Origin of the sequence: Micromonospora sp. DT53 (genome assembly GCF_049841535.1) — a bacterium.
Classification (GTDB): Bacteria; Actinomycetota; Actinomycetes; order Mycobacteriales; family Micromonosporaceae; genus Micromonospora.
Window position 1 is genome coordinate 576,697 of record NZ_JBNCKM010000002.1, and the last position, 12,487, is coordinate 589,183.

Genomic DNA, 12,487 nt, shown 5'->3' on the forward strand with positions numbered 1-12,487 from the left:
GTGGCCGACGAGCGCTCACCACGTCCTCCTAGCGTCCGGCTGGTACGCCGCCTGTCGTGCCACCGACTTCTCTGGAGGCCACTCCCATGAGCGACCGTCCCCGGCTGCTCCCCCTGTTGAACGGCACCCGTCATGGCACCCGCGACGCCATGACCTGCCTGTACCGGTGCGGAAACGCCTGTGACCACCCGGTGCCGAACACCTCCGACAACGCGTACTTCGGTGACGTGGTGAACGCCGAGGTGTCGCGGCGTGGCGTGGTACGGGCCGGCGCGGTCGGCGCGCTGGTGCTCGGTTTCGGCGGCGCGGCGGCCGGCGCGCTCGCCGGTGCGGCCCCAGCCCTGGCGGCCCCGGCCACCCCGGACGTACCGGAGGCCTTCGGTTTCGGCCGTCCCAGCACCGGAGTCGGCAGCGGCGCGCTGACCTTCAAGCCGATCCCACCGAACAAGCTGGACACCCTGGTCGTGCCGAACGGCTACGACCACGCCGTGGTGATCAAGTGGGGTGACCCGGTGCTGCCGGGCGCGCCGGAGTTCAACCTGCACCACCAGACCGCCGCCGCGCAGTCCAAGCAGTTCGGTTACAACAACGACTTCGTGGGCGTGCTGCCGCTGGACAAGCAGGGCAAGCGGGCGCTGCTCGTGGTCAACCACGAGTACACGAACGAGGACCTGATGTTCCCGGGCTTCCCCGGCCTGGACGGGCTGTCCGTGGAGCAGCTGCGCACCGCAATGGCCGCACACGGCATGTCCGTGGTGGAGGTCGAGCGGGTCGCGGGCACCGGGCAGTGGAAGCCGGTCGGCAAGGGGCCGCGGCCGTACAACCGGCGGGTCACCGCCCTGAGCACCAAGTTCGACCTGACCGGCCCGGCCGCCGGCTCGGCCTGGCTGAAGACCGCCGCCGACCCCAGGGGCCGCACGGTCGTCGGCACGCTCAACAACTGCGCCGGTGGCGTGACCCCGTGGGGCACGGTGCTCTCCGGTGAGGAGAACTTCAACCAGTACTTCGTCGGCGCCGACGCCGCCCCGGCCGAGCTGAAGCCGAAGCTGGACCGCTACGGCATCGGCACCGCCAGCCGCTACCCCAGCGGCAGTCGCAAGTGGGAACGCGCGGACGAGCGCTTCGACCTGGCGAAGCACCCCAACGAGGCACACCGGTTCGGTTGGGTCGTCGAGATCGACCCGTTCGACCCGGAGAGCCGCCCGCGCAAGCACACCGCGATGGGCCGGTTCAAGCACGAGGGCGCCAACGTGATCGTCGCGAAGGACGGCCACGTGGTCGCGTACATGGGCGACGACGAGCGGTTCGACTACCTCTACAAGTTCGTCTCGGACCAGAAGTTCATGAAGGGCAACTCCTGGGCCGCCCGCAAGCACAACCTGACCCTGTTGGAGTCCGGCACGCTCTACGTGGCGAAGCTCGACCAGACCAGCGCCGCCGAGATCGACGGCTCGGGCAAGCTCCCCACCGACGGCGCGTTCAACGGCCGGGGTCGGTGGATCAAGCTGGTCAGCGGCAACCGGTCGTTCGTCGACGGGATGACCGCCGCGGACGTGCTCACCTTCACCCGACTCGCCGGCGACAAGGTCGGCGCGACAAAGATGGACCGCCCCGAGGACGTCGAGCCGAGCCTGCTCACCGGCAAGGTGTACGTGGCGCTTACCAACAACACCAACCGGGGCGTCGGCAGCAACCCGAGGGCGGACGAGGCCAACCCGCGCAACGCCAACAAGCACGGGCAGATCCTGGAGCTGGTCGAGGACCGCAACGACAACGCCGCGGAGACCTTCGCCTGGTCGCTGCCGATCGTCTGCGGCGACCCGACCGACCAGTCGACCTTCTTCGCCGGGTACGACAAGACCAAGGTCTCCCCGATCTCCTGCCCGGACAACGTCGCCTTCGACGCCACCGGCAACCTCTGGATCTCCACCGACGGCAACGCGCTGGGCAGCAACGACGGCCTGTTCGCCGTCGCCGTGGAGGGTCCGGAGCGGGGTCACCTCAAGCAGTTCCTGACAGTGCCCCTCGGCGCGGAGACCTGCGGCCCGTTCATCACCGGCGACAACCGCTCGGTCTTCGTCGCGGTGCAGCACCCGGGTGAGATCACCGGAGCCTCGGTGGAGAACCCGGCCTCGAACTGGCCGGACGGCGACTACGCCAAGCCGGGCGTGGTGGTCACCTGGCGCCTCGACGGCGGCCCGGTGGGCAGCTGACGTCGTACGCGCGGCCGAGCGACCACTGACGTTGCTCCGGCGGTCCGGCGCTGGACCGCCCCGAGAGGCCCTCTCCCAGCCCGGGAGAGGGCCTCTCGGCTGTCAGTTGTCGGAGGCGATGCCGTCGGCCACGCTGCGGGCCACGGTGAGCAGCTTGGCGCGTACCACCCGGGCGGAGGTCATCATCTCGCTGGCCGGCAACGCGCAGGCCAGCACGACCCGGCGTTCCATGTCCTTGTCCGGTGCGACGAGCACCGCGGCGCAGGCCACCCCCTGCCGGAACTGCCCCATCTCCAACTGCATGCCGCGCCGGTCGCCGGCGGCCAGGTCGGCCTCGAAACTCTCGGTGGTGGTCAGCGTGGCGGCGGTGAACGGGCGCATGCCGTACTCGCGGAGATAGCGGTAACGCTGGTCGGTCGTGAGGGTGGCGAGCAGGGACTTGCCGAGAGCTGTCGCGTGCGCCCCCTCGTCGAAGCCGGGGACCAGGTCCTCCAGGTAGGGCGAGCGGTGCCCCTCGGCGACCGCGGTGAGGGCCACCTGACCGCCGACGAACCGACCGAGGTAGTGGCTGTAGCCGGTGTCCAGGGCGGCCCGCCGCAGCGTCTCACCGACCGCCGGCGGACCCCGGAACGCCGTCACCAGCTCCCGGTACCGGTCGGCCACCTCCAACCCCACGATGTACGTGCCGTCCTCCCGACGGATCACGTAGCCCTCGTAGGCGAGGGTGCGGACCAGGTGGTAGGTGGTGGCCACGGTCAGCTCGCAGCGCCGGGCGATCTGCTTGACGGTCAGGCCCTTCGGGGCGCGACCGACCGACTCCAGCACCCGTAGCGCTCGGGACACGCTGCGAATCAGGTCCGAAGGTTCTGCCAAGGGGTCGCGCACAACCACCTCCGCCGCCGGGGACTTACACCATATGAAAAACAGGCCCGGTGCGAAATGCCTGTTCGGGTCGAGGATGCCAGATCACCATCCACAGCTTGTGCCCCGCCGGTCACCAGGAGTGCTCTGAGTGGGGCTCGCGTAGGTTTGCCGAACGATGACCGACACCTCCATCACCCCCGATCCGGCGATCGCCCGACCCCGCCCGGTCCGGGCGAGCGCCGGCGCAGTCGTCACCACAGTGGCCTGCGTACTCCCCGTCTTCCTGCTCGGCGGTCTCGCCGTGCAGATGGGGACGGACCTCGGCTTCTCGCCGGCCGGTCTGGGCCTGGCCGTCTCCGTCTACTTCGGGGTCAGCGCGCTGGCATCGGTGCCCTCCGGCCGTCTGGTCGAGCGGTACGGACCGGCAGTGGTCGCCCGCTGCGGCATCCTGCTGGCCGCCGGGTCGATGCTGGCCGTGGCCGCCTTCGCCCGGTCGTACCCGGTGCTGGTCGGCCTGCTGGCGCTCAGCGCCGCCGCGAACGCGCTCGGCCAGTTGGCCAGCAACACCGCGCTGGCCCAGCACGTGCCGGCCCGACGGCAGGGGCTGTCGTTCGGTGTCAAGCAGGCCGCCATCCCGGTCTCCACCCTGCTGGCCGGCGTCGCCGTGCCCACCATCGCGCTCACCGCCGGCTGGCGCTGGGCGTTCGTGGCCGCCGCCGTGGCCGCGCTGACGACGCTGGCCGCCGTACCCCGGCAGTTGCCCGGCCCGGCACGGCGGGCCGGCGCCACGCGCGCCGGGCGGGCGACGACGGCGCTTGTGGTGATCGGTGCGGCGGCGACGCTGGCCTCGGGCGCGGCCAACTCGCTGGGCACCTTCCTGGTGGACTCCGCCGCGGCCCGGGGGCTGTCACCGGGCCTCGCCGGCCTCACCCTGACCCTGGGCAGCGCGGTCTGCGTGGTCGCTCGGGTGGGCGCCGGCTGGTTGGCCGATCGCCGCGAGACCGGTCACGTCGCCCTCATCGCCGCGATGCTGCTCGTCGGCGCGGTCGGGCTGGGCCTGCTCGCGTCGACCGGCTCGGTGCCGTTGGTGGTCGGCGTGGTGCTCGGCTTCGGCCTGGGCTGGGCCTGGCCCGGCCTGATGAACTTCGCGGTGGTCCGGCTGCACCCACAGTCACCGGCCACCGCCACCTCGATCACCCAGACCGGGGTGTACGCGGGCGGCTGTCTCGGCCCGTTGAGCCTGGGCCCACTCGCCGCCCACCTCGGCTACCCGGCGATGTGGACCATCGCGGCCGTGGCGATGCTGCTCGCCGCCGCCCTCATGCTCGTCGGCAGCCGGCTGTTGACCCGCGCCGGCGCCGGAGCGGACCGGGGCGTGGATCAGCTGGTGCGGTCGGCGATGTAGTCGCAGAGCGACTCGAGCGCGCTGCGGGACGGGCCGTGCGGCAGCGGGGCGAGCTGCGCGCGGGCCTCCTCGGCGTAGCTGCGCACGGTCTCCCGGGACCGCTTGAGCGCCGGGCTCTCCCGGAGCAGCCCCAACGCCTCGGCGTGCAGCGCGTCGTCGGTCAACGGGCCGGTCGCCAGGATCTCCCGCAGCCGCACCGACGACGCGTCCGAGTCGTCCGCCTCGCGGGCGTAGAGCACCGGCAGCGTCGGGACGCCCTCGCGCAGGTCCGTGCCGGGGGTCTTGCCCGACTGCACCGACTCGGAGGCGATGTCCAGCAGGTCGTCGGAGAGCTGGAAGGCGACACCGATCGTCTCGCCGTACCCGGCGAGGGCCTCCACGTGCTCCGGGGCGGCGCCACCGAACATGCCACCGAACCGGGCCGACGTGGCGATCAGCGAGCCGGTCTTCTCGGCGATCACGTGCAGGTAGTGGGTCACCGGGTCGTCGTCGGCGCGCGGCCCCACCGTCTCCGCGATCTGGCCGTGCACGAGCCGGGCGAAGGTGCGCGCCTGCAACCGGACCGCCTCGGGGCCCAGGTCGGCGGCGATGTCCGCCGCGCGGGCGAAGAGGTAGTCGCCGACCAGGATGGCGACCGAGTTGGTCCACCGGGAGTTCGCGCTCGGCGCGCCCCGACGGACGGCGGCCTCGTCCATCACATCGTCGTGGTAGAGGGTGGCCAGGTGCGTGAGCTCCATCACCACGGCGGCCGGGACCACCTGCGCGCTGGTCGGGTCACCGAACTGGGCGCCGAGCGCCACCAGCAACGGTCGGAAACGCTTCCCGCCCGCCTCGACGAGGTGCCGGGCAGCCTCGGTGACGAACGGATCGGCGCTGGCGACGCTGGCCCGCAACTCGACCTCGACCGTGTCGAGCAGGCCCAACACGGACACCTCGACACGGGGATCGGCGAGGTTGAGGCCAAGCGCGCCGAACTGACTCGTGCTCGCCCGACCCCGTCGACCGCCGGAGCCGGAGGCACCTGAACGCTCGCCCGCCGGATTCACCACGCTATCAACCATGCCACATGCGTTCGACCTGCTCCGGGCCGGGGATACGCACCGGGGGCCGGCACGTGAACACGCGCCGACCCCCGGTGATCGATCCTTCGGTCACCTGACGAATTCGGCGGCTCCGGCGGCCAGATCGAGAAGCGGCGCCGGCGCGACGCCCAACACCAGGGTCGCCAGCACACCGATCATCAGCGCCGCGGAGGTGAGCCCACCGGGCACGGTGACGGTCGGGGTGGACTCGCCCGGCTCGGAGAGCCACATCATCACCACGACCCGCAGGTACGGGAACGCGAGCACCATGCTGGTCAGCACACCGGCGATCACCAGCCAGGCCTGGCCACCCTCCAGCGCCGGCCCGAAGATGGCGAACTTGCTGGTGAACCCGCTGGTCAGCGGGATACCGGCGAAGGCGAGCAGGATGAACGTGAACAGCGCGGCGAAGAACGGCGACCGCCGGCCCAGCCCGGCCCAGCGGGACAGGTGGGTGGCCTCGCCGTCCTCGTCCCGCACCAGGGTCACCACGGCGAACGCGGCCAGCACCGAGAAGCCGTACGCGACCAGGTAGAACATCGTGCCGGCGAGCCCGTCACGGCTCGGCGCCAACACACCGACAAGCAGGTAGCCGGCGTTGGCGATCGAGGAGTACGCGAGCAGCCGCTTGATGTCGGTCTGGGTGACCGCGAGCACCGCGCCGATCAGCATGGTCAGCACCGCCACCGCGCCGAGGACCGGAGTGAAGTCCCAGTTGGCGTCGGCGAACGCGACCTGGAAGACCCGCAGCAGCGCACCGAACGCGGCGACCTTGGTGCAGGCCGCCATCAACCCGGTCACCGGGGTCGGAGCGCCCTGGTAGACGTCCGGGGTCCACACGTGGAACGGGGCCGCCGCGGCCTTGAAGAGCAGACCGATGGCGAGCAGCGCCATGCCGGCGAAGAGCAGCACCGGGCTGGCCGGCGACTCGCTCACCGCCGCGTGGATGGTGGCGAAGTCGACCCCGGCCGAGCGACCCGGAATGCCGGCGGTGAAGCCGTAGATCAGGGCCACGCCGAACAGGAAGAACGCCGAGGCGTACGCGCCGAGCAGGAAGTACTTCATCGCCGCCTCCTGGCTCAGCAGACGCCGGCGACGGGCCAGCGCGCAGAGCAGGTAGAGCGGCAGGGAGAAGACCTCCAGCGCGATGAACATGGTCAGCAGGTCGTTCGCCGCCACGAAGATCAGCATGCCGCCGATCGCGAACGTGGTGAGCGGGTAGACCTCGGTGAGGCCGTTGCGCCCCTCGGCCTGCCGCCGGTCGTCGGCCGACTCGGCGGTCACCGCGGCCTGGGCCACGAACGCCCCGCCCCGCTCGACCGAGCGGTCACCGATGAGCAGCAGCGCCATCGCGGCCAGCACCAGGATCGCGCCCTGGAGGAAGAGCGTCGGCCCGTCGATCGCGAGGGACTGGCCGGCGGTGATGATCCGCTCGTCGGCGCTGAGGACCACCATGGTCAGTGCCGCGAGCACCGCCAGCAGCGCCAGCGTCAGCTGCACCACGTGCCGCCAGCGCCGAGGCACCAGGGCCTCGACCAGCACGCCGAGCAACGCCGTGCCCAGCATGATCAGGATCGGAGCGATCGCCGCGTAGTCGATCGACGGCAGTTTCAACTCGGTCACTTTGCCGCCTCCTGGACGGTGCCGCCCACGGACGGCGCCGGGTCGGTTCTGCCGATGTCGTCCATGGTCGCCTGGACGGCTGGGTTGATCACGTCGGTGACCGGCTTCGGGAAGAAGCCGAGCAGCACGATCAGCGCGATCAGCGGGGCGACCACGACCTTCTCACGCAGGTTGAGGTCCCGACGCATGCCGTCGACCTCGGTCAACGCCGGGTTGAGGGTGCCCTGGGTGGTGCGCTGCACCATCCACAGCACGTACGCGGCGGCCAGAATGATGCCGAGCGTGGCGATGACCGCAACCGGCTTGTTCACCGTGAAGGTGCCGATCAGCACCAGGAACTCGGAGATGAACGGCGCCGTACCGGGCAGCGCCAGCGAGGCGAGACCGGCGAAGAAGAGCACCCCGGCGAGCACCGGGACCAGCTTGCCGGCGCCACCGAAGTCGCTGATCAGCGAGGAACCACGCCGGGAGATCAGCATGCCCACCACCAGGAAGAGCAGGCCGGTGGCCAGCCCGTGGTTGAGCATGTAGAGCACCGCGCCGGTGCCGGCCTGGGTGGTGAAGGCGAAGATGCCCACCCCGATGAAGCCGAAGTGCGCGATCGAGGTGTACGACACCAGCCGCTTGAGGTCGTTCTGGCCGACCGCCAGCAGCGCGGCGTAGACGATGCCGATCACGCCCAGGGCCAGCGCCCACGGCGCGAACCACTTCGACGCCTCGGGGAACAGCGGCAGGCAGTAGCGCAGGATGCCGAAGGTGCCGACCTTGTCCAGCACGCCGACGAGCAGCGCCGCCGCGCCCGCCGGGGCGGCCCCACCGGCGTCGGGCAGCCAGGTGTGGAACGGGAAGAACGGCGCCTTGATGGCGAACGCGAGGAAGAAGCCGAGGAACAGCCACCGCTCGGTGCCGGTGCTGATGTCGACCTGCGAGAGCGCCTGCCAGTCGAAGGTCTTGCCGCCGACCACCCACAGGCCGATCACCGCGGCCAGCATGAACAGACCGCCGACGAGTGAGTAGAGGAAGAACTTCACCGCCGCGTACTGCCGCTGGTGGCCGCCGTAGCTGCCGATGAGGAAGTACATCGGCACGAGCATGACCTCGAAGAACACGTAGAACAGGAAGACGTCGGCGGCCGCGAAGACGCCGATCATCGTGCACTCGAGGACCAGCAGCAGCGCGAAGTAGACGGGCACCGACCGCTTCGACGACTCGGCGTCGTGCCAGGACGCCAGGATCACCAGCGGCACCAGCACCGCGATCAGCATCAGCATCACCAACGCGATGCCGTCGGCCGCGAAGGTGAAGCTGACACCCCAGTTCGGAATCCACGAGTACGACTCGCGGAACTGGAACCGGTCACCGCCGGCGTTGAAGCTGACCCACATCACCACCGAGAGCACCAGCACCAGCAGCGACCAGGCGAACGCCACCTGCTTGGCCAGCTCCGGGCGGTGGCGCGGCAGGAAGGCCACCACCAGGGCGCCCACCAGCGGCGCCACGGTGAGCACCGAGAGGAACGGGAAGTTGGACATTATGCGGCCTTACCTCCGTCGTCACTGCGTGGTCCGCCGGCGGGGGCGGCCGGAAAGAGGTCGATCACGCCAACCACCCCGCCTGCACCGCCAGGAACGCCGCCATCACCAGCAGCGCACCGGCCAGGATCGAGGTGGCGTACGAGCGGACAAAGCCGGTCTGCATCCGACGGAGGCGACCCGAGCCCCCGCCGACCGCGGCGGCGAGCCCGTTCACGAGCCCGTCGATGCCCCGGTTGTCGAGGTACACCAGCGCCCGGGTGAGGAAGATGCCCGGCTTCTCGAAGACCGCCTCGTTTACCGCGTCGGTGTAGAGGTTGCGCCGAGCGGCGGTGACCAGCACCCCGGCCGGCTGCGGCGCGGTGGCCGTGCCGGCCCGGAACAGGAACCAGGCGAGCCCGGCACCGAGCACGGTGACCAGCAGCGACAACGTGGTGATCACGGCGTGCGAGAGGACCGCCTCGTGCTCGGCGTGCTCGCCGCCCAGCCCGGCGGTCTCGGTCAGCCAGTCCGGCACGGACGTGGCGAGCAGGAAACCGGCGCCGACCGACCCGACCGCCAGGAGGATCAGCGGGATGGTCATCAGCTTCGGCGACTCGTGCGGGTGCTCGATGTCCTCGGTCCACCGCTGCGGACCGTGGAAGGTGAGCACGAACAGCCGCGTCATGTAGAACGCGGTCAGCCCGGCGCCGAGCAGCGCCGCCCCGCCGAAGAGCCAGGCGGTCCAGTCCTCCCGCTCGAAGGCGGCCACGATGATCGGCTCCTTGGAGAAGAAGCCGGAGAACGGGAACATGCCGATGATGGCCAGCCAGCCCATCATGAAGGTCAGCCAGGTGATCTTCATGTACTTCGACAGCCCGCCGAAGCGACGGATGTCGACCTGGTCCTTCATCCCGTGCATGACCGAGCCGGCGCCGAGGAACATGTTGGCCTTGAAGAAGCCGTGCGCCAGCAGGTGCACGATGGCCAGCGCGTACGCCGCGCCGCCGAGGCCGACACCGAGGAACATGTAGCCGATCTGGCTCACCGTGGACCAGGCGAGCACCCGCTTGATGTCGTCCTTGGCCGCACCGATGATGCAGCCGATCAGCAGGGTGAGCGCGCCGACGCTGACCACCACGAGTTGCAGCGTCGAGTTGGCCGAGAAGATCGGGTTGGACCGGGCGATCAGGTAGACGCCCGCGGTGACCATGGTGGCGGCGTGGATGAGCGCCGACACCGGCGTCGGGCCCTCCATCGCGTCCGGCAACCACGCCTGCAACGGGAACTGACCGGACTTACCGGCCGCGCCGAGCAGCAGCAACAGGCCGAGGACCAGCACGGTGGTGCCGGTCAGCGCGCCGACACCATTGAACACCTCGTCGTACTGGGTGGTGCCCAGGGTGGCGAACATGATGAAGATGCCGATGGCCAGACCGGTGTCGCCGACCCGGTTCATCAGGAACGCCTTCTTGCCGGCGGTGGCCGCGCTCGGCCGCTCGGTCCAGAAGGAGATCAGCAGGTACGACGCCAGACCGACGCCCTCCCAGCCGAAGTACAGCATCACGTAGTTGTTGCCGAGCACCAGCAGCAGCATCGCCGCGACGAACAGGTTGAAGTACGCGAAGAACCGACGACGGCCGGCGTCGTGCGACATGTACTCCACCGCGTACAGGTGGATCAGGAAACCCACCCCGGTGATCAGCAGTACGAAGACCGCGGCCAGCGGGTCGAAGAGCAGGCCGAAGTCGACGCGCAGATCACCGACCGCGATGAAGTCCCAGAGGCTCAGCTCGACCGACTTGTTCTCCAGGCCACGCAGCTGGAAGAAGAAGCTCAGGCCGAGCACGAACGCGGCGCCGATGGCGGCGACGCCCAACCAGTGCCCCCAGCGGTCGGCCCGGCGGCCGAGCAGCAGCAGGATGGCCGCGCTGACCAGCGGGATCGCCACCAGCAGCCAGACGCCCCCTAGCAGCCCCGTGGCCTGGGCGTATTCCACAGTCTCTTCCACCGGTGGACCCCTCTAGTACTTGAGCAGGTTGGCGTCGTCGACACTCGCCGAGCGTCGCGTCCGGAAGATGGACATGATGATCGCGAGCCCGACCACGACCTCGGCCGCCGCCACCACCATCACGAAGAACGCCATGATCTGACCGTTGAGGTCACCGTTGATCCGGCTGAAGGTGACCAGCGTCAGGTTGGCCGCGTTGAGCATCAGCTCCACGCACATGAACAGCACGATCGCGTTGCGCCGGACGAGCACCCCGGCAGCGCCGATGGTGAACAGCACCGCCGCGAGCACCAGGTAGTAGTCAGGCGTCATGGCTGGACTCGCTTTCGTTCGCGACTGCGGGGCTCCGCTTCGCTGCACTCCTCGCGCTCACCGGTCCGTCCCCTTCAGGGTGGTTTCCTGCGCGGTCAACTCCCGCACCGGCAGGATGTCCGGCGTACTCCGCTCGGAGAGGCGGCCGTCCGGCAGTCGGGCCGGGGTGGCCACCGAGGACGAGGTCGCGAAGACACCGGGGCCCGGCTTGGGGCCGGGGTAGTTGCCCGGCGCGAAACGCGCCCGCATCGTCGACACCTGGTCGACCTTGTCCTGCTTACGGCGCTCGATGTGCGCGAGCACCATGGCACCGACCGCCGCGGTGATCAGCAGCGCCGAGGTCAGCTCGAACGCGAAGACGTACTTGGTGAAGAGCAGTCGGGCGATGCCTTGGACGTTGCCCTCCGCGTTGGCCTGCTCCAGGCCGACCGCTGTGGTCCCCTGCAACGCCCGGTAGAGCGCGCCGCCGACCAGGCCGGCGAAGCCCAGCCCCAGCACGATCGCGGCGACCCGCTGACCACGCAACGTCTCGATCAGCGAGTCGGTGGAGTCCCGACCGACGAGCATCAGCACGAAGAGGAAGAGCATCATGATCGCGCCGGTGTAGACGATGATCTGCACCATGCCGATGAACGGCCCGGCCTGGAGCACGTAGAACACGCCCAGACAGAGCATGGTGAGCACCAGCCAGAGCGCGGAGTGCACCGCGTTGCGGGCGGCCACCATCCCGATCGCGCCGATGAGCGCGAGCGGGCCGAGGATCCAGAAGGTGACCTCCTCGCCGCCGGACACCCCACCCGCCGCGGCCAGCACCGTAGACGTGGTCATGCGTTCTCTCCCTTGCCGGCCGCGACGCGCTGGGCGGCCTGCTCGGCGCCCGGGAACGTCACGCCGGGGTGCTCCTCGACCTGGTAGCGGCCGGGGCCCATCGGGGACGTCTCCGCACCGGCGGAGGTGCCCGGGTTGTCCAGCGCGCCGACGTAGTAGTCCTTCTCGCTGTCGCCCAGCCGCATCGGGTGCGGCGGCTGCTCCATGCCCTCGAGCAACGGCGCGAGCAGCTGCTCCTTGGTGAAGATCAGGTCCTGCCGGTTGTCCCGGGCCAGCTCGTACTCGTTGCTCATGGTGAGCGACCGGGTCGGGCAGGCCTCGATGCACAGCCCGCAGAAGATGCACCGGGCGTAGTTGATCTGGTAGATGCTGGCGTACCGCTCACCCGGCGAGAAGCGTTCCTCGTCGGTGTTGTCGCCACCCTCGACGTAGATCGCGTCCGCCGGGCAGGCCCAGGCGCACAGCTCGCAGCCGATGCACTTCTCCAGGCCGTCCGGGTGCCGGTTGAGGATGTGCCGCCCGTGGTAGCGCGGCGCCGACACCGGCGGCTTGAACGGGTAGTCGGTCGTGACGACCTTCCTGAACATGTGCGAGAAGGTGACACCGAATCCCTTGAACGTTCCGGTGATCGCGCCCAC

At 70.1% G+C, this 12,487-nt stretch carries 10 protein-coding genes; 2 read left to right on the forward strand and 8 right to left on the reverse strand.

Annotated features, from left to right (window positions below; all coding sequences use genetic code 11):
* Nucleotides 1–86: 86 nt before the first annotated feature.
* Nucleotides 87–2,213 (forward strand): PhoX family protein, encoded by a 2,127-nt coding sequence (locus ACLQ3B_RS08510; protein ID WP_425778923.1) that lies wholly within the window; start codon nt 87–89, stop codon nt 2,211–2,213.
* 102 nt (nt 2,214–2,315) lie between these two features.
* On the opposite strand, the gene ACLQ3B_RS08515 is transcribed toward ACLQ3B_RS08510, so the two are convergent.
* On the reverse strand, nt 2,316–3,098 hold the full coding sequence (locus ACLQ3B_RS08515; RefSeq protein ID WP_425778925.1) for an IclR family transcriptional regulator: 783 nt from the start codon (nt 3,096–3,098) through the stop codon (nt 2,316–2,318).
* 154 nt (nt 3,099–3,252) lie between these two features.
* Here ACLQ3B_RS08515 and ACLQ3B_RS08520 point away from each other — a divergent pair, with 154 nt between their 5' ends.
* The gene (locus ACLQ3B_RS08520; RefSeq protein ID WP_425778927.1) at nt 3,253–4,482 is read left to right on the forward strand and encodes an MFS transporter; all 1,230 of its coding nucleotides are present in this window, start codon (nt 3,253–3,255) and stop codon (nt 4,480–4,482) included.
* Here ACLQ3B_RS08520 and ACLQ3B_RS08525 read toward each other — a convergent pair.
* The 7 genes from ACLQ3B_RS08525 to nuoI form a co-directional block, all read right to left on the reverse strand.
* A complete protein-coding gene (locus ACLQ3B_RS08525; protein ID WP_425778929.1) occupies nt 4,458–5,543 on the reverse strand; it encodes a polyprenyl synthetase family protein in 1,086 nt (361 codons plus the stop codon). The genes ACLQ3B_RS08520 and ACLQ3B_RS08525 overlap by 25 nt on opposite strands.
* Before the next feature lie 90 nt (nt 5,544–5,633).
* Nucleotides 5,634–7,187, reverse strand: coding sequence for an NADH-quinone oxidoreductase subunit NuoN (gene nuoN / locus ACLQ3B_RS08530; RefSeq protein WP_425778931.1), 1,554 nt, complete (start codon nt 7,185–7,187; stop codon nt 5,634–5,636).
* Nucleotides 7,184–8,719 (reverse strand): NADH-quinone oxidoreductase subunit M, encoded by a 1,536-nt coding sequence (locus ACLQ3B_RS08535; protein ID WP_091395550.1) that lies wholly within the window; start codon nt 8,717–8,719, stop codon nt 7,184–7,186. The genes nuoN and ACLQ3B_RS08535 overlap by 4 nt, the downstream gene beginning before the upstream one ends.
* A 64-nt stretch (nt 8,720–8,783) precedes the next feature.
* The gene (nuoL, locus tag ACLQ3B_RS08540; protein WP_425778933.1) at nt 8,784–10,709 is read right to left on the reverse strand and encodes an NADH-quinone oxidoreductase subunit L; all 1,926 of its coding nucleotides are present in this window, start codon (nt 10,707–10,709) and stop codon (nt 8,784–8,786) included.
* 12 nt (nt 10,710–10,721) lie between these two features.
* The gene (gene nuoK, locus ACLQ3B_RS08545) at nt 10,722–11,021 is read right to left on the reverse strand and encodes an NADH-quinone oxidoreductase subunit NuoK (protein WP_030486270.1); all 300 of its coding nucleotides are present in this window, start codon (nt 11,019–11,021) and stop codon (nt 10,722–10,724) included.
* Nucleotides 11,022–11,078: 57 nt separating this feature from the next.
* Nucleotides 11,079–11,849 carry an NADH-quinone oxidoreductase subunit J gene (locus ACLQ3B_RS08550; RefSeq protein ID WP_124821337.1) on the reverse strand — a complete coding sequence of 257 codons (771 nt, stop codon included), beginning with the start codon at nt 11,847–11,849 and terminating at the stop codon, nt 11,079–11,081.
* Nucleotides 11,846–12,487, reverse strand: coding sequence for an NADH-quinone oxidoreductase subunit NuoI (gene nuoI, locus ACLQ3B_RS08555; protein ID WP_425778936.1), 642 nt, complete (start codon nt 12,485–12,487; stop codon nt 11,846–11,848). Before nuoI ends, ACLQ3B_RS08550 begins: the two co-directional genes overlap by 4 nt.

Bases quoted from the DNA above. Each gene is read 5' to 3' on its own strand.
- ACLQ3B_RS08510 (WP_425778923.1), top strand. From the start codon at position 87: ATGAGCGACCGTCCCCGGCTGCTCCCCCTGTTGAACGGCACCCGTCAT.
- ACLQ3B_RS08520 (WP_425778927.1), top strand. From the start codon at position 3,253: ATGACCGACACCTCCATCACCCCCGATCCGGCGATCGCCCGACCCCGC.
- ACLQ3B_RS08525 (WP_425778929.1), bottom strand. From the start codon at position 5,543: ATGGTTGATAGCGTGGTGAATCCGGCGGGCGAGCGTTCAGGTGCCTCC.
- ACLQ3B_RS08535 (WP_091395550.1), bottom strand. From the start codon at position 8,719: ATGTCCAACTTCCCGTTCCTCTCGGTGCTCACCGTGGCGCCGCTGGTG.
- nuoK (WP_030486270.1), bottom strand. From the start codon at position 11,021: ATGACGCCTGACTACTACCTGGTGCTCGCGGCGGTGCTGTTCACCATC.
- ACLQ3B_RS08550 (WP_124821337.1), bottom strand. From the start codon at position 11,849: ATGACCACGTCTACGGTGCTGGCCGCGGCGGGTGGGGTGTCCGGCGGC.